15 protein-coding genes are annotated in these 16095 nt (G+C 66.4%); 9 read left to right on the forward strand and 6 right to left on the reverse strand.

Annotation, left to right across the window (positions count from 1 at the left end; translation table 11 throughout):
- Positions 1-17 precede the first annotated feature (17 nt).
- The 4 genes from BMY69_RS13085 (at position 18) to BMY69_RS13100 (ending at position 4247) form a co-directional block, all read left to right on the forward strand.
- Positions 18-962, forward strand: coding sequence for an amidohydrolase family protein (locus BMY69_RS13085; RefSeq protein ID WP_090178901.1), 945 nt, complete (start codon positions 18-20; stop codon positions 960-962).
- A 73-nt stretch (positions 963-1035) separates the two neighbouring features.
- Positions 1036-1854, forward strand: a complete 819-nt coding sequence (locus BMY69_RS13090; RefSeq protein WP_177191168.1) for an alpha/beta fold hydrolase — start codon at positions 1036-1038, stop codon at positions 1852-1854.
- Between the two features lie 86 nt (positions 1855-1940).
- A complete protein-coding gene (locus BMY69_RS13095) occupies positions 1941-3161 on the forward strand; it encodes an MFS transporter (RefSeq protein WP_090178907.1) in 1221 nt (406 codons plus the stop codon).
- Between the two features lie 99 nt (positions 3162-3260).
- Positions 3261-4247, forward strand: coding sequence for an alpha/beta hydrolase (locus tag BMY69_RS13100; RefSeq protein WP_090178908.1), 987 nt, complete (start codon positions 3261-3263; stop codon positions 4245-4247).
- Positions 4248-4296: 49 nt separating this feature from the next.
- Here BMY69_RS13100 and BMY69_RS13105 read toward each other — a convergent pair whose 3' ends face one another.
- Positions 4297-5046 (reverse strand): SDR family NAD(P)-dependent oxidoreductase, encoded by a 750-nt coding sequence (locus tag BMY69_RS13105; RefSeq protein ID WP_090178910.1) that lies wholly within the window; start codon positions 5044-5046, stop codon positions 4297-4299.
- A gap of 76 nt (positions 5047-5122) precedes the next feature.
- On the opposite strand from BMY69_RS13105, the gene BMY69_RS13110 reads away from it, so the two are divergent.
- On the forward strand, positions 5123-5692 hold the full coding sequence (locus BMY69_RS13110) for a TetR/AcrR family transcriptional regulator (RefSeq protein WP_090178912.1): 570 nt from the start codon (positions 5123-5125) through the stop codon (positions 5690-5692).
- 19 nt (positions 5693-5711) lie between these two features.
- Here the strand turns inward: BMY69_RS13110 and BMY69_RS13115 are convergent, their stop codons facing one another.
- Together BMY69_RS13115 and BMY69_RS13120 are read right to left on the reverse strand one after the other, a co-directional pair.
- Entirely contained in the window at positions 5712-6329 is a 618-nt protein-coding gene (locus BMY69_RS13115) for an FMN-dependent NADH-azoreductase (protein WP_090178915.1), read from the reverse strand.
- A 92-nt stretch (positions 6330-6421) separates the two neighbouring features.
- Positions 6422-6853: a GNAT family N-acetyltransferase gene (locus tag BMY69_RS13120; protein ID WP_090178918.1), complete on the reverse strand. Its 432-nt coding sequence runs from the start codon at positions 6851-6853 to the stop codon at positions 6422-6424.
- A 74-nt stretch (positions 6854-6927) separates the two neighbouring features.
- Here BMY69_RS13120 and BMY69_RS13125 point away from each other — a divergent pair, with 74 nt between their 5' ends.
- The 3 genes from BMY69_RS13125 to BMY69_RS13135 all read left to right on the forward strand — a co-directional run bounded on the left by BMY69_RS13125 (position 6928) and on the right by BMY69_RS13135 (position 12809).
- Positions 6928-8370 (forward strand): MocR-like pyridoxine biosynthesis transcription factor PdxR, encoded by a 1443-nt coding sequence (locus BMY69_RS13125; protein ID WP_090178921.1) that lies wholly within the window; start codon positions 6928-6930, stop codon positions 8368-8370.
- A gap of 116 nt (positions 8371-8486) precedes the next feature.
- The gene (locus BMY69_RS13130; protein WP_090178924.1) at positions 8487-9650 is read left to right on the forward strand and encodes an efflux RND transporter periplasmic adaptor subunit; all 1164 of its coding nucleotides are present in this window, start codon (positions 8487-8489) and stop codon (positions 9648-9650) included.
- A 3-nt stretch (positions 9651-9653) separates the two neighbouring features.
- Positions 9654-12809, forward strand: coding sequence for an efflux RND transporter permease subunit (locus BMY69_RS13135; protein ID WP_090178926.1), 3156 nt, complete (start codon positions 9654-9656; stop codon positions 12807-12809).
- A 12-nt stretch (positions 12810-12821) separates the two neighbouring features.
- Here BMY69_RS13135 and BMY69_RS13140 read toward each other — a convergent pair whose 3' ends face one another.
- Both BMY69_RS13140 and BMY69_RS13145 read right to left on the reverse strand, forming a co-directional pair.
- A complete protein-coding gene (locus BMY69_RS13140) occupies positions 12822-13238 on the reverse strand; it encodes a RidA family protein (protein WP_090178929.1) in 417 nt (138 codons plus the stop codon).
- A 64-nt stretch (positions 13239-13302) separates the two neighbouring features.
- Positions 13303-14154 carry an SDR family oxidoreductase gene (locus BMY69_RS13145; RefSeq protein WP_090178931.1) on the reverse strand — a complete coding sequence of 284 codons (852 nt, stop codon included), beginning with the start codon at positions 14152-14154 and terminating at the stop codon, positions 13303-13305.
- Between the two features lie 99 nt (positions 14155-14253).
- Here BMY69_RS13145 and BMY69_RS13150 point away from each other — a divergent pair, with 99 nt between their 5' ends.
- Complete coding sequence (locus BMY69_RS13150) at positions 14254-15153, forward strand: LysR family transcriptional regulator (protein WP_090178933.1); 900 nt, start codon at positions 14254-14256, stop codon at positions 15151-15153.
- Between the two features lie 37 nt (positions 15154-15190).
- On the opposite strand, the gene BMY69_RS13155 is transcribed toward BMY69_RS13150, so the two are convergent.
- A complete protein-coding gene (locus tag BMY69_RS13155) occupies positions 15191-16084 on the reverse strand; it encodes an SDR family oxidoreductase (RefSeq protein WP_090178936.1) in 894 nt (297 codons plus the stop codon).
- Positions 16085-16095: the final 11 nt, after the last annotated feature.

Genomic DNA, 16095 nt, shown 5'->3' on the forward strand with positions numbered 1-16095 from the left:
AGCCCGAGGAAATCGACATGTCCGCCGCGAATCGCATCGATGTTCACCAACATGTGGTCCCGCCGTTCTGGTCCGACGCGCTCCCCGCGTTCGGCGGCGATCCGTCCGGCTGGAACAGCCCGGCGTGGAGCCCCGAAGCCGCCATCGCCTTCATGGATAGCCAGCAGATCGCCACCGGTGTCCTCTCCCTGACCGCGCCGGGCATTACCGGATGGCAGGGCACGGCGCGGCGCGACATGGCGCGCCGCGTGAACGAGTACACCGCCTCGCTCGTGCAGAAGCGACCGGACCGCTTTGGTAATTTCGCCACGCTTCCGCTGCCGGACGTGGACGGCGCGCTGGACGAGATCCGTTATGCGTTCGATACGCTGAAAGCGGACGGCGTCGTGCTGCTCAGCAACTACCACGGCATGTACCTGGGCGATCGCTACTTCGACGCGGTGTGGGCGGAACTCGACCGCCGCGGCGCAGCGGTGTTCGTCCACCCCAGCAAGCCCGCCATCCAGACGATCGACGGCATTCCCGGCCCGATCGTCGATTACCCGTTCGATACCACCCGTTGCGCCGTCGACATGGTGCTCAACGGCGTGATGGACCGCTACCGCAACGTGAAGGTCATCCTTTCGCATGCCGGCGGATTCCTGCCGTACGCGGCTTACCGGTTCGCGGAGCTCGCCAACGCCGTGCGCCCGGACGCGAAGCCGCCGGCCCAGATCATCGAGTCCTTCCAGCGGTTCTACTTCGATACCGCGTTGTCTTCCGGTCCGTCCGCGCTGCTCGGGCTGAAGACGTTCGTGGGAGCGGGGCGTGTGCTTTACGGCAGTGATTTCCCGTACGCACCCGCCCGGGTGGGCGCATCGTTCACGGCGATGCTCGACGCGTCCGACGCGTTCACCTCCGACGAGAAGGCCGCGGTGAACGCCGGTAACGCGCGGGGCCTGTTCCCGCGTCTCGATCGATAGGAGCGAAGCGATGGCCCCGACATTCGCACACAGAGATCATGTTCTTCAGGCGCCGGACGGCGCGAGGCTATCCGTGCGGTCGTGCGGTCCCGAGTCCGGCGTCCCGGTGGTGCTGATCGCAGGCTGGCCGCAGACGCTGCATGCCTGGCGCGCCGTGCAGGAAAAACTCGCCGATGCGGGCATCCGCTCGATCGCGCTGGACCCGCCCGGGCTCGGCGAATCCGATCCGATCGGTGACGCGGCGAACTACGCGACGCCCGAGGTCGCCCGACGCATGGCCGCCGCGCTCGCATTGGCCGGGGTCGATCGCTTCGTCCTCGTGGGACACGACGTGGGCGCTTGGATCGCCTACGCGTGGGCCAGCCTGATGCCACAGGGCATCGCCGGGCTCATGTTGCAGGATGCCGCCATTCCGGGCGCGTTTCCCGACGGTTTCCTGTCGATAGGCAACGCCGCGCGCGTCTTCCAGTTCGCGTTCAACGCGGTACCCGAGCTCCCCGAGCGCCTGACGCGAGGCCGGGAGCGTGTGTACCTCGACTGGTTGTTCGAAACGAAGACGCGCGTGGCCGGCGCCGTCACCGCGGAAGACATCTCGGTCTACATGCGCTGCTATGGCCAGCCGGAACGCATGTCGGCCGGATTCAACTACTACCGCGCCGTGCCGGCGAGCATCGACGCGCTGAACGACGTCGCGCCGCTCACGATGCCGGTGCTCGCCCTCGGCGCGGAGTTCGGTGTCGGGGCGATGATGGGGAAGGTGCTCGAGCCGCGCTGCACGGACCTGAAAAGCGTCGTCGTGGCCGGATCGGGACATTTCATTCCGGAGGAAGCCCCGGACGTCGTGTGTCGGGAGCTGCAGGCACTGATCGCGCGGACGTCGATGCCGGGTTGACGCATCGCGTCCGCGCATCGTCGTTGACAGTGCTGTCCGGCCGCCACTAATGTATCGACCAGTACATTAGTGGCGAGGCCACCCCCGTGACGACATCCACCTCGATTCCGGCAGCCGCGGCTGCCGACGGCGAACGCTTGCCGTATTCCGCGTTGCTCGCACTCGCGATGACAGGCTTCATCTGCATCGTCACGGAGACGCTGCCGGCAGGGCTCCTGCCGATGATGGCCGCCGGCCTCGGCGTGTCGACCTCGTTCGCGGGCCAGACGGTCACCGCCTATGCGCTCGGCTCGCTGCTGGCGGCCATACCACTCACGCTGGCCACGCGAGGCTGGCGTCGGCGCAACGTGCTGCTGCTGACCATCGTCGGCTTCCTCGTCTTCAATTCGATCACGGCGTTGTCGTCGAACTACGGGGTGACGCTGGTCGCGCGCTTCTTCGCGGGCGTGTCGGCCGGACTCGCATGGAGCCTTCTGGCCGGTTACGCGCGCCGCATGGTGCCCACGCACCAACAGGGCAGGGCGCTGGCGGTGGCGATGGTCGGCACGCCGATCGCGTTGTCGCTCGGCGTGCCGCTGGGCACATGGCTCGGCACCCTGATCGGTTGGCGCAGCGCGTTCGCCGTCATGTCGGCGCTCACGCTGGTGTTGATCGCGTGGGTCGTGGCGAAAGTACCGGACTATCCGGGCCAGACCGGCCAGGAGCGGCTGCCGTTGCGCCGGGTGTTCACGACACCGGGTGTGCGTCCCGTGCTCGGCGTGGTGATCGCCTGGATGCTGGCGCACAACATCCTCTACACCTACGTCGCGCCATTCGTCGCGCAGGCCGGTCTCGAGGCGCGCGTGGACGTGGTGCTTCTGGTCTTCGGCCTGGCCGCGCTGGTGGCGATCGGCATCGCGGGCCGTCTCGTCGACCATCACCTGCGCGCCACGGTGCTGGCCAGCCTCGCGATCTTCGCGGCCGTATCGCTTCTCTTCGTCTGGCTCGCACGCGTGCCGGCCGCCATCTATGTCGGCGTGGCGCTGTGGGGACTGACCTTCGGCGGCGCGGCCACGCTGTTGCAGACCGCGTTGGCCGACACCGCCGGCGACGGTGCCGATGTCGCGCTGTCGATGAACGTGGTCGCGTGGAACGGCGCCATCGCCGGCGGCGGTCTGCTGGGCGGCGTGCTCCTGGAAACATGGGGTGCGTCATCGTTCCCACCGGCGCTGGTGGTGCTGCTGGTCATCGGTTTCGGCATCGTGGCGGTCGCGCGCACGCATGGTTTCAGGGCCGGCTCACGCCACGGGCACGTCGTGGGGCATTGAGGCCTCGACGCACCCGGGTTTTCGCATGCCGTTCCGCATCGATCGCGATCCCGTACCATGACGGGGATGACCACGCGCCGCCGGGACGAACCGACACCCATGACCGACACGCCTTCGAACCTCCGGCTCGCGGCGCGAGACGTACCCTTTCCCTCGTCCGTCAGCGACGCCGCGCGCGCATCGCTCGAGCGTCTCGTGGGCGCCGACGGCGTTCCGGTCAACGCGCGCTACGTGATGCCGCCGCCGGAGGATCGTGCGGCGTGGTCGCGGATGAAGACGGCCGTCGACGCGCAGTACGGCGCCGCCGCGCGCGAGGCGGCCGGAGCGCTAGTCTCGACGGTTGAGACGATCACGCTCGGCGACACCGTCGTGCACGTGGCGACGCCTGCCGGTGCCGTTCGCGCCGACCGTGCGTACATCGAACTGCATGGCGGCGCGCTCGTGTTCGGCGGCGGCGAAGCGTGCGCGGTCGGCGCACGGAAGCAGGCGGACCTGCACGGCGTGCCCTGCTATGGCGTGGATTACCGGACCCCGCCGGACCATCCGTATCCCGCCGCGCTCGACGATTGCCTCGTGACGTATCGCCATCTGCTCGAACGGCATGCACCGGAGCACATCATCGTGGGTGGTCGTTCCGCTGGAGGGAACCTCGCCGCGGCGATGCTGCTGCGGGCGCGGGACGAAGGCCTCCCGATGCCGGCGGCGCTGGTGCTCCTGTCACCGGAGGTCGACCTCACCGAATCCGGCGACAGCTTCGAGGTCAACCGCTTCGTGGACGTCGTGCTCGTCGGATCGCTGATGTCCAACAACCGTCTTTACGCGGACGGCGCGGATCTCTCGGCTCCTTATCTGTCACCGCTGTTCGGCGACCTGGCGGGTTTTCCGCCGACCTTCCTGCAGAGCGGCACGCGGGACCTGTTCCTGTCGAACGCGGTGCGCATGCACCGGAAGCTGCGCAAGGCGGGCGTGCACGCCGAGCTGCATGTGTTCGAGGCGATGCCGCACGGCGGCTTCGGTGGGCACACGCCCGAAGACGACGAGCTGGCCGCCGAGGTGCGGGCGTTCGTCGCCTCGCAGTGGGGATAGGAAACGCGATGAAGCCGCGCGTCGCTGCGACGCGCGGCTTCGTGATCGGTCAGACGGCGACCATGCCGCCGTCGACGGTCAGTTCGGCGCCCGCGATATAGGCGCTTTCGCTCGACGCGAGGAAGAGCACCGCATTGGCGACTTCTTCAGGGCGTCCGATGCGGCCGAGCGGGACGAGCTGCGTGAACGCTTCCTCGACGCCGGGGCGTACGTCGAGATAGTCGCGCATCATGCGCGTCTCCGTCGCACCGGGTGCGACGACGTTCACGCGGATGCCGCGGTCCTTGAGGTCCGCGGTCCAGCTGCGGGCGAACGACCGGACGGTCGCCTTGGTCGCGTTGTAGAGCGACTGCCCCGGAAATCCCTTGCTGCCGGCGACCGATCCGTTCAGGACGATCGTCGCGCCGGCGCCCAGCAGCGGCAGGGCCTTCTGCACCGAGAAGAGCAGTCCGCGGACGTTGAGACCGAACATGCGGTCGAAGTCGTCCTCGCCGATCTCGCCGAGGGGCTTCGCCCCGGTGTCCGCGATACCCGCGTTCGCGAAGACGACGTCCAGCTTGCCGTGATCCGCGCGGATGCGGTCGTACAGGCGATCGAGGTCGGCGAGATTCGACGCGTCGCCCTGAACGCCCACCGCGCCGGCGCCGATCTCCGCCACCGCGGCGTCGAGGCGATCCTGCCGGCGCCCGGTGATGTACACGTGGGCGCCTTCCGCCGCGAACGCCTTGGCCGTCGCCAGCCCGATGCCCTCGCTGCCGCCCGTCACGACCACGACCTTGCCCCCGAAACGCTTTGCCATACCGGATCCTTTAATAAGTGGAGAATTGCTCCACTTACTATATGGAGGCATCATCCACTTTGCAACCGGAGACCGCATGAGCACCGACAGCCCGCCGATCGAGGAAACCCCCTTACGCGCCGACGCCGCGCGCAACCGCGAGCGCATCCTCGAGGCGGCGGACGAGGTGTTCTCCGAACGCGGCGCCGATGCGTCGCTCGACGACATCGCCAGGCGGGCGAAGGTTGGCATCGGCACCCTCTATCGCCGTTTCCCCACGCGCGACGCGCTGCTCGCGGCACTGTGCGATGAACGGATGTTCGCGCTCGCCGCCAACAGCCGCACGCGTGACGACACCATGGAGCCTGGGGCGTCGCTTCGCACATTCATGGTCGAGCTCGCGACGCATGCGAGCCACTACCAGGGTCTCGCCGTCGTGCTTGGCGCGGTGCTACAGAGTCAGACCGCCGGATGCCACGCGGGCGCAGCCGAAGGCATGCGACTGCTCGACCGGGCGAAGAGAGAGAATGCGGTCGCGATGGACGTTTCGTTTGACGACCTGCTCTGCGTGATCACGGCGACATCGCTCGCGGCCGGGCAGGGTGGCCCGAAGTCACGTATCACGCACCTGATCGACATGTTCTTCAACGGAATCAAGCGCGGCTGACGAAAGCCGTATCGCCGTGTCATGCCGCCCTTGCTGTGGAGAAATGCTCGTCGAACCGGGTGAGCGCTTCGTCGAATGCCTGTGACAGGGCGTCGCTGGACAGGAACGCGGTCGCCTGCAAGGGCAGGAAATGCAGGGAATGCAGGCCGATGCACTTCAGCGCGGCAGTGAGGTAGGGCCGCAGGAAATCAGGCTGGCTCGCTCCCTCGTCCGCGAACACTCCCCCCGAAGCCACGGCGATATAGACCGGTCGATCCTTCAGCAATCCGACTTTCTGACCGGGAGCCTTCGATGCGAACGTGCGGCCGGAACGCAGAACCTGATCGATCCAGGCCTTCAGGACCGACGGGATCGTGAAGTTGTTCATCGGTGTTCCTATCACCACCGCATCGGCCATTTCCAGTTCGCAGATGAGTTCCTCGGACAATTGCATGCATGCCGGGTCGACCTCTTCGTGCGGGTTGGAAAGGGCGCGCGCATAGTCTTCCGTGGCGTGCGGAATCGGGTTCCGCCCGAGGTCGCGGCGTGTGACCGAAGCACCCGGATAGAGATCGAGGATGCGGTCGACCATGCCCGCCGATAATGCGCGGCTGTAAGACTCGGGGCGAGGGCTGCAGTCGATATGAAGGATTTTCATGGGTCAAGTCCAGTTCTGAATAAAATACTTTCTCGCACCGCCGTTCCGCCAGGACGAGAATCCGGAGCGTGGATTCGCGTTTGATCGCCGCATCAGAGCGGCTGGGCGAAATGCATGCCGCGGGCGAGAAGCCCCTGGCGAAAATAGAAGCGCTGTCCCAGGTCGTTGGAGAGCGCGGTGTCGAGGACGAGGAAGTGGCAAGCCTGGCGTCGACCTTCTTCCCTCAACTCGGCGATCAGGTCGCCCCCTACACCCTGACCACGGGCTCCTTCGCTCGATACGAGGTCGTCGACATAGAGGAACCGGCCATAAAGAAGGTTCTCGACGATCCGGTACCCCGCGAGCGCGATGGGCTGATCGCGGCGCCAGGCGGCGAGCAGCAGATAGCCGGACGCGGCTTGCCGGCGCACCTGGGCTACGAAAGCGTCCGGAGTCCGCAGATGGGGCCTTAGCTGGTGGATGATTGGAAAACACGATCTGAGTTCGTCGTCGGTTTCAACGAGTCCCATCTCATACCGATGCATGTGGAAGGTCCTTGTCGTCTTTCGGTCACTGTAGGAGACTGTTGCCCCATGGCACAGGTACAAGAACGGCGTTTATGACTAGGCCATCGCGCCTCGAACTCAAAGCGCTGGGGCCGGCGCGCGACCGTGACGCGCCCATCTACCTGCAGCTCTACAACCAGCTCCGGGAGGCCATTGCTGGCGGTCATCTCGGTCCTGGAGACCGCATCCCGTCGGTCCGCAGTCTGGCGAGCGAACTGGGTCTGGCGCGGGGTACGGTCGAGGCGGCGATCCAGCTCCTCGTCAGTGAGGGGTACCTCGTCGCGCGTGGTGCAGCCGGAACCATCGTGTCGCCGCGACTTGCCGTCGTCTCCACCGTCGCGCCGGTCATTCCCGAGTTGCCTCATGTGTTGGCACCACTGAGTCCGCCTGCCAGCGAAAGAGGCGTCGCGCCATTCCAGCTCGGTATCCCGGCACTCGACGCGTTTCCGCGCAAGACCTGGGCCCGTTTGTCCGGACGGCATCAAAGGACCGTCACGACGAGCGCGATGGTTTACCCCGACCCTGCCGGCCACGAGCCTTTGCGGCGCGCGATCGCGACGTATCTGGGCATATCGCGTGGCATCTCATGTAGCCACGAACAGGTGTTCGTGACCACCGGATATCGCGGCGCGCTGGATCTCGTGCGTCGGACACTCTTTTCGCCCGGCGACACCGGTTGGTTCGAGGATCCGGGCTACCTGCTGGCACGCATCTTCCTCGAACGCGCCGGTCTCAGCCTGCAGCCCGTGGCCGTGGACGACGAAGGGCTCCGGGTGGCCGATGGCAAGACATCGGCGCCCCAGGCCCGCTTCGCGGTCGTGACACCCACGCATCAGAGTCCGCTTGGGGTGGCGCTTTCGCTGCCGCGGCGCCTGGAACTGCTCGACTGGGCGGCGGCGCGGAAGGCGTGGATCATCGAGGACGATTACGACAGCGAGTTCCGCTACAACGGGCGTCCCTTGCCGGCGTTGAAGAGCCTCGATCGCGACGACCGCGTGCTGTATGCAGGAACGTTCAGCAAGGTCCTGGTTCCGGGCCTCCGCCTTGCGTACCTCGTCGTACCTGTAAGCCTGATAGGCACGTTTCGCGACGAGGTCGAACATTCGCCGGGTCCGGGCCCCGTCGCCCCGCAGGCCGTCGTCGCGGACTTCATGAGTCAGGGCCATTTCGCACGACATCTGCGCAGGATGCGTCCCCTCTATGCCACCCGGCGCCAGTACCTCGTTGAAGCGCTTGTCGACCGGCTCGACGATCGCCTTTTTGTGCAGCCACAGGCCGGCGGTCTTCACGTGCTCGCACACCTCAAGGCGAGACGAAACGACCGACCCATTGCGTCGGCCGCGCGGGCCAACGGCATGGACGTGCAGGCGCTCAGCGACTGGAGGTTGACTCCATCGGTGGAGGGCGGATTGTTGATGGGATTCGCGAACTTCGGTTCCGCAGACGAGGCAAGGGATGCCGTCGGGACGTTCGAGCTCGCATGGCGCAGCGCTTGAAGCGGCGAGACGCGCACCTTCAAGAACTTGGCCTAGTCAATCGGTGAGGAATTGGTCCTTTTTTGGACCAGGAAGGCGGCCCATCCTCATGGACTCTCCTTCCAGTCATCCTCCCCATGGCCACGAACTTCCGACGGCTCCTCCGTGCCGCCGCCTTGCCCTTTGCTCTCCTCGTTCTGTCGGGCTGCCACAAGACTCCCGAATCGACGGCGGTGCCCTCGCCCCCCGAGGTGGGCGTCGCTCCTCTCGTCAGGAAAGACCTCCGTTCCGTCGATGATTTCAATGGCAGGGTGGAGGCCATACAGTCGGTCGACGTCCGGCCGCGGGTGAGCGGATACATCGACCGGATCGCCTACGTGGAGGGTTCGCGGGTCGAGGCCGGCGACCTGCTCTTCGTCATCGACCCTCGTCCGTACCGCGACGCGCTCAACGCCGCCAGGGCGCGGCTCGAAAGCGCTCGCGCAGCGTCGCAGCTCGCGCAGAGTCGCTTTGCGCGCGCCAGCAAGCTGATCGGTAACCGGTTCATCTCGAAAGAAGACTTCGACACCAGCAGGGCGGCCGTCGATCAGGCGGCTGCCGATGTGCATGCGAGCGAGGCGGCGATGGCGACGGCATCCCTCAACCTCGCATTCACTCAGGTGCGCGCTCCCGTCGCCGGGCGGGCGGGGAGGGCGGCGCTGACAGTCGGCAACCTTGCCCGGGTCGATGAAAGCCTGCTGACGACCGTGGTATCGGAAGACGAGATGTACGTCTATTTCGACTGCGACGAGCATAGCTATCTCCGCTATGGCAACGGGTCGGACCATACGGCAACGGCGAGCGTAGCGCTCGCCAACGAAGAAGGTTTTCCCCGCAGCGCCCGCGTCGATTTCCTCGACAATCGGCTGGATCCGTCCACGGGTACCATCCGCGCTCGTGCGATCGTCGCCAACCCAGGGCACGCACTGACGCCCGGGCTCTTCGCACGCGTCCGCTTCGAGAGCGGCTCGCCGGTGATGACCCGCCTTGTCGCCGACCGTGCGGTCCTGACCGATCAGGACCGCAGATACGTCTATGTCGTCGATGGCAAGGGGCATGCGGTGCGCAAGGACGTCGTGATCGGTCGTGTCATTGGAGGCATGCGTGTCATCGAGTCCGGCCTTGACGACGCCGACAAGGTCATTGTCAGTGGTGCCCAAAAGGTCTTCTTCTCCGGCATGCCCGTACGCGCAGTGCCCGAAGGCGATGGCGAGGATTCCAGGACTCGCGTGGCCTCGGTGCCCTCCGGCATGGATCGCTGACCCATGGATTTCTCGAAATTCTTCATTGATAGGCCGATTTTCGCGGTTGTGGTCTCCGTCCTCATCTTCGCCGCCGGACTGATCGCCATCCCGCTTCTTCCGGTGGGCGAGTACCCGGAAGTGGTCCCTCCTAGCGTCGTCGTCAGGGCGACCTACCCCGGCGCCAACCCGAAGGAGATCGCCGATTCCGTCGCCGTTCCGCTCGAGGAAGCGATCAACGGCGTGGAAGGCATCATGTACATGAAATCCGTGGCTGGCTCCGACGGCAGCCTCCAGGTGACGGTGACGTTCAACCCCGGCGTCGACGGAGACACCGCGGCGGTGCGCGTACAGAACCGGGTGTCCCAGGCGCAGAGCCGCCTTCCCGAGGAAGTACGGGTGTTCGGCGTCACGACGCAGAAACAGTCGCCAACCCCGCTGATGTATGTGAGCATCGAATCCAACGACCAGCGATTCGACAGGCTTTACCTGCGAAACTACCTCACGCTACACGTCAAGGACGAATTGTCGCGGCTCCCGGGCATCGGCGATATCGGACTCTACGGCGCCGGCGATTACGCGATGCGCGTATGGCTGGACCCGAACAAGCTCGCCGCGCGGGGTCTCACCGCGAACGATGTCGTGAGCGCGATCCGCGAACAGAACATCCAGGTTTCGGCCGGGCAGCTGGGTGCCGAGCCCTCGCCGCGCAAGAGCGATGTGCTCGTCTCGATCAATGTGCGCGGCAGGCTTCGATCGACCGACGAGTTCGGCCAGATCGTTCTGAAAAACGATTCCCAGGGCCGTGTCGTCAGGGTCGCCGACATCGCCAGGCTGGAGCTCGGCTCGAGCGACTACACCACCCGAACGTCCGTGGATGGCCGGGAGAGCACGAGCGTCGGCATCTTCCTCACGCCCGGCGCCAATTCGCTCGCGGTGGCCAGCGCCGTCTACGCGAAGTTCAGCGAATTATCGAAGTCCTTTCCGCCCGGTGTCACCTGGAAGCCGGTCTGGGATCCGACCGTCTTCGTGCGAGAGTCGATCGACGCGGTGGGGCACACGCTGCTGGAGGCCACCTTCCTGGTGGTGCTCGTGGTGATCCTGTTCCTGCAGAGCTGGCGCGCTTCGATCATCCCCCTCGTCGCCGTGCCCGTATCGATCGTCGGTACCTTCGCCTGGCTTCTCCTGCTGGGCTATTCCATCAACACGCTCACACTCTTCGGCCTGGTCCTGGCCATCGGTATCGTCGTCGACGATGCCATCGTGGTGGTCGAGAATGTTGAACGGTACATCGAGCAGGGGATGTCGCCGCGCGATGCAGCTCACCAGGCCATGCGGGAGGTTTCCGGTCCGATCATCGCCATCGCGCTGGTCTTGTGCGCGGTGTTCGTTCCAATGGCCTTCCTCTCCGGCGTCACGGGCGAGTTCTACAAGCAGTTCGCGGTGACGATCGCCATCTCGACCGTCATCTCCGCGGTCAACTCGCTCACCCTTTCGCCTGCACTTGCAGCGAAGCTGCTCCTCGCCCACGGTGCGCCGAAAGATATCGTCGCCCGCGGCATGGATCGGATGCTCGGCTGGTTCTTCCGTTGGTTCAATCGCTTCTTCGCGCGCGCGTCGGACCGGTACCACTCGGCCGTCGGCCTGACGCTCGGACGTCGCGGGCTCGTCTTCGGTGTCTACATCGCGCTCCTCGTTTCGGCTGGCGTGCTGTTCCATCAGGTACCCGGCGGTTTCATACCAACACAGGACAAGCTCTATCTCTTCGCGGGGGCGAAGCTTCCCGAAGGCGCCTCGCTCGCCCGGACCGCCGACGTTACCCGGACGATTTCCAAACTGGCCAACGAGGTAGACGGTGTCGCCCTCACCAACGGATACGCGGGGCTCAACGCCTTGCAGGCCACGAACACGCCGAATCAGACGGCGTCCTACGTCATTCTCAAGCCCTTCAGCGAGCGCGAGCGCACGGCGGCTGAGATCGCCACCGAGCTTTCCGCGAAGCTCGCGGGCATCAAGGATGGATTCGCCTATGCATTACAGCCGCCTCCGATTCAGGGCCTCGGCAACGGTTCCGGCTACTCGCTCTACCTGGAAGACCGTGCTGGACTGGGCTATGGCGCATTGCAGGACGCAGTCACCGCCTTCCAGGCCGAGGTTGCCAAGACACCTGGCATGACGTTTCCGGTCACGAGCTACCAGGCGAACATTCCGCAGCTGGAGGTCAACGTCGACCGCCAGAAAGCCAAGGCCCAAGGCGTCGCCCTCACCGATCTCTTCGATGCCTTGCAGACGTACCTGGGGTCGGTCTACGTGAACGATTTCAACCTCTATGGACGCGTCTATCGCGTGATGGCGCAGGCAGATGCCGAATTCCGTCAGCAAGCGGCCGACATCGGCAACCTCTACACGCGGAACAATGCGGGTGGCATGGTTCCGGTCAGCTCCATGGTGACGGTCACACCGACGTATGGCCCCGACCCTGTGATCCGCTACAACGGTCATCCGGCCGCGGACATCATCGGGGATACCGATCCCCGCATCCTCTCGTCGAGCGAAGCGATCGCTACCTTGCAGGCGATTGCCGATCGCGTCTTGCCGAGGGGCATAGCACTTGAATGGACTGACCTGAGCTACCAGCAGGTCACCCAGGGACACGCGGCGGCAGTCGTATTTCCGCTTTCCATCCTTCTGGTGTTCCTCGTCCTTGCATCACTCTATGAGAGCTGGACGCTGCCCCTGGCCGTTATCCTGATCGTTCCGGTATGCCTCTGCTCGGCCCTCTTCGGAGTGTGGTTGTCCGGTGGCGACAACAACGTGTTCGTCCAGGTTGGGCTGGTGGTGCTGATGGGCCTTGCCTGCAAGAACGCCATCCTGATCGTCGAGTTCGCACGGGAACTGGAGATCCACGGCACGGCGACCGTGGAAGCCGCGCTGACGGCATGCAGGCTCCGCTTGCGCCCCATCGTCATGACGTCCATCGCATTCGTGGCGGGTTCAGTCCCTCTGTTGATGGGCCACGGTGCAGGCAGTGAAGTGCGTTCCGCGACGGGTGTTACGGTCTTCGCGGGCATGCTCGGCGTCACGCTTTTCGGCCTTTTCCTGACGCCCGTGTTCTACGTCGCGCTGCGCAAGTTGTCGGGACCGCTTCCCGCGGCGTGGCGAGAGCACGCCACGCCGTGACGGAACTGCGCCTCAATGTGACGCGCCGATATCCGCCCGGGACGGAATCCTCGCGATCACCTTGATCTCGAAGTCGAAGCCCGCGAGCCAGTTGACGCCGACGGCGGTCCACGTGGGGTAGGGGGCTTCGCCGATCTCCTTCTCGCGAACGGCCATCATCGCCTCGAACTGGTTCGCGGGATCGGTGTGGAACGAGGTGACGTCGATCACGTCGTCGAACGTGCAGCCCGCCGCGGCGAGCACCTCGCGCAGGTTGGCGAACGCACGACGGACCTGGTCCTCGTAGACGGGTTCCGGGGATCCGTCCTCGCGGCTGCCGACCTGGCCGGCGACGAAGAGGAGGTCGCCCGCGCGGACGGCAGGCGAATACTTGTGCGCGTCGTAGAGGGCGTGGCGTTTCTCGGGGAAGATGGCGGTGCGCTGGTTCATGATGCTTTCCTTGGATGGGTACGTGGTGTGAGTCGCGAGGAGCTGTGGCGCGCGGGGCGCGCCCCTACGAAAGCGTCGCGAGCTCGTCGGCCGTGAAGTCCGCGGCGAGCGCGATGGCCTGCTGCCGTTCGAGTTCATCGAGGCGAGCCTTCAGCGCGTCGTGAACGTGGGTGTAGGCGTCGGCGCCGAGCACCAGACGCTTCGGCAGCGGCGCCTCCTGATCGGCGAGGCGGATCATCGCGTCGGTCATGCGGTCGGGATCGCCCTTGATGACCCACTCGCCTTCGAGCGAGCGACGCAGCTGGCCCGCGGGTGTCGCCTCGTATGCCGGCAGCGGCGTCGTGCGGGCGAGGTTGCCGCCGAAGTCGGTGCGCGCGGGACCGGGTTCCACCAGCGTGAGCGCGATGCCGAACGGCGCCACCTCCTGCGCGACGGCCTCGACGAACCCCTCGATGCCCCACTTCGTCGCGTGATAGAGGCCGAAGGCCGGGTAGGCGATCTGGCCACCCTCGCTCGATACCTGCTGGATGCGGCCGCCGCCCTGGCGACGAAGGTGCGGCAGCGCCGCCCGGATCAGCGCGATGGACCCGATCAGGTTGACGTCGACGATGTCGCGCACCTGCCGGTCGGTGGCCTCCTCGCCGGCGCCAAGCAGGCCGTATCCCGCATTGCTGACGACGATGTCGATCCGGCCGCTCGCGGCGAAGGCGTCGTCGACGGCGCGACGGACCGCCGCCTGATCGGCGAGGTCGGCGGCGACGATACGCAAACGGTCGGCGTGCCGGACACGAAGGTCGGGCAGTGCATCGGCGCTCCGGCTCAAGCCGACCACGCTATCGCCGCGGGCGAGGGCCTTCGTCGCCAGAAGGCGGCCGAGACCGGAGGAAACGCCGGTGATGAGCCAGTGCTTTGCCATGGGGAGTGCCTCTCGTGGGGTGATGAAGTCACCATAGGCTCCGACCGGTTAGACAACTAGACGTTGCAATCCGCATGGGTTGCTGCAGAATCGCCACCAATGGCACGCCCGTCCCTCAACGATCTCGGCGCTTTCGTGGCCGTCGCGACGCACCGGAGCTTCCGCCGTGCGGCCGACGAGCTGGGCACGGCGCCGTCGACGCTGAGCCACGCGATGCGCGCCCTCGAAGAGCGCATGGGCGTGCGTCTGCTCAACCGGACGACCCGCAGCGTCTCGCCGACGGAAGCCGGCGCGCGCCTCCTGGAACACCTGCAGGGCGCGCTCGCGTCGCTCGACGCGGCACTGGACAGCGTGGCCGATTTTCGTGGGCGCGTGACAGGTACCGTGCGCATCAACGCCCCGCGTCTCGCGGCGGCGATGCTCGTGCGTCGCGTGCTGCCGACGATGGTCGAGCGCTTTCCCGAGGTCACGGTCGACCTCGTCGCGGAAGGCGAGCTGGTCGACATCGTGTCACGTGGATTCGACGCGGGCGTGCGCCTGGTGGAGTCCATCCCGAAGGACATGATCGCGGTGCCCATGTCGCGGCCCATGCGTTTCGCCTGCGTCGCGTCGCCCGCCTACCTTGCGCAGGCCGGTAGGCCTCGCACGCCGGACGAACTCGCCCGTCACCGTTGCATCGGCCACCGCATGCCCAGCGGCAAGCTCTATCGCTGGGAATTCGCGCGCGGCGGCGAATCGCTCACGATCGATACCGCCGGTCCGGTGGTCCTCGACGACGAGGCGCTGATGGTGGATGCGGCCGTCGAAGGCCTCGGCATCGCCTACGTGCCGGAGCCCGCGGCGGCCGCGGACATCGCGGCGGGGCGGCTGCGCGAAGTGCTCGCGCCGTGGATGACGGACGCCGAAGCGATCGCGGTTTATTACCCGGGCCACCGCGCCGTGCCGCCGGCGCTGCGCGCGTTCCTGGATGTGGTGAGGGAGATGAGCGGCGCTCCCTAGGCCACGGCAGGAAAGCGCGCTCCGCGGGTGGGGCGACTCAATCGGGGAAATAGGCGGCACTGTCGATGTCGGCGAGCAGTCCCGGTTCGCGGGGTTCCCAACCGAGCCTGCCGCGAGTCCGCTCGCTCGACGCTCCCATGTTCAATCCCGTGAACTTCCCGAGCCAGCCGAAATGCGCGGCGGCTTCATCGCCCGTCTTCGAGACCACGGGAATGCCCAGCCGGCGACCGATGACGGTCGCGATGTCGCGAAACGGCACCGCGGCATCGGCCACCGCGTGATATGGACCGCCTGACGCTCCCGTTTCGACGGCAAGCCGGTACACGCGGGCGGCGTCGAGGCGGTGGACTCCCGCCCATGCGTTGGCGCCGTCGCCGACGTACGCGGAAACCCCGGTGCGCCGCGCGAGGTCGATCAGCATCGGCACGAAGCCATGATCGCCTTCGCCATGCACCGACGGTGGCAGACGCACCACCGCGGCGCGGACGCCGCGCGCGGCGATCGCGAGCGCGGCAGGCTCGGACGCCCGCGGGTAGTCGTCCGAGGTCGGCAGCGCCGCGTCCGTCTCGGTCCCGAGTTCGCCGGCCTTCGCCAGGGCGAGGCCCGACGTGACGAGAAACGGCTTGTCGGTACCTATCAGCGCCTCGCCCATGGCGTCGATGGCGCGACGGTCGAGCACGCAGTTCTCGGCGAAACGCGAGAAGTCGTGATTGAAACCGGTGTGGACGATGGCGTCCGCGGACGCCGCTGCACGCCGCAGCCCGTCCACGTCCTCGAGCGATCCCCGCACGGGCTCGGCACCGAAGCTTTCGACCCGCGCGGCGCCGTCGTCGGAACGGGCAAGACCCAGTACCCGATGGCCGGCCGACAGCAACTCACGAACGACGGCAGAACCGACGAACCCCGTGGCACCGGTGACGAATACGCGCATGGAGCACCTCC

The organism is Luteibacter sp. UNC138MFCol5.1 (assembly GCF_900110505.1).
Classification (GTDB): Bacteria; Pseudomonadota; Gammaproteobacteria; order Xanthomonadales; family Rhodanobacteraceae; genus Luteibacter.

Excerpts from the sequence above, each read along its gene's own strand:
- BMY69_RS13155 (WP_090178936.1), bottom strand. The coding sequence starts at position 16,084 with ATGCGCGTATTCGTCACCGGTGCCACGGGGTTCGTCGGTTCTGCCGTC.
- BMY69_RS13110 (WP_090178912.1), top strand. The coding sequence starts at position 5,123 with ATGAGCACCGACAGCCCGCCGATCGAGGAAACCCCCTTACGCGCCGAC.
- BMY69_RS13105 (WP_090178910.1), bottom strand. The coding sequence starts at position 5,046 with ATGGCAAAGCGTTTCGGGGGCAAGGTCGTGGTCGTGACGGGCGGCAGC.
- BMY69_RS13115 (WP_090178915.1), bottom strand. The coding sequence starts at position 6,329 with ATGAAAATCCTTCATATCGACTGCAGCCCTCGCCCCGAGTCTTACAGC.
- BMY69_RS13145 (WP_090178931.1), bottom strand. The coding sequence starts at position 14,154 with ATGGCAAAGCACTGGCTCATCACCGGCGTTTCCTCCGGTCTCGGCCGC.
- BMY69_RS13140 (WP_090178929.1), bottom strand. The coding sequence starts at position 13,238 with ATGAACCAGCGCACCGCCATCTTCCCCGAGAAACGCCACGCCCTCTAC.
- BMY69_RS13135 (WP_090178926.1), top strand. The coding sequence starts at position 9,654 with ATGGATTTCTCGAAATTCTTCATTGATAGGCCGATTTTCGCGGTTGTG.
- BMY69_RS13125 (WP_090178921.1), top strand. The coding sequence starts at position 6,928 with ATGACTAGGCCATCGCGCCTCGAACTCAAAGCGCTGGGGCCGGCGCGC.
- BMY69_RS13100 (WP_090178908.1), top strand. The coding sequence starts at position 3,261 with ATGACCGACACGCCTTCGAACCTCCGGCTCGCGGCGCGAGACGTACCC.
- BMY69_RS13150 (WP_090178933.1), top strand. The coding sequence starts at position 14,254 with ATGGCACGCCCGTCCCTCAACGATCTCGGCGCTTTCGTGGCCGTCGCG.
- BMY69_RS13085 (WP_090178901.1), top strand. The coding sequence starts at position 18 with ATGTCCGCCGCGAATCGCATCGATGTTCACCAACATGTGGTCCCGCCG.
- BMY69_RS13120 (WP_090178918.1), bottom strand. The coding sequence starts at position 6,853 with ATGCATCGGTATGAGATGGGACTCGTTGAAACCGACGACGAACTCAGA.
- BMY69_RS13130 (WP_090178924.1), top strand. The coding sequence starts at position 8,487 with ATGGCCACGAACTTCCGACGGCTCCTCCGTGCCGCCGCCTTGCCCTTT.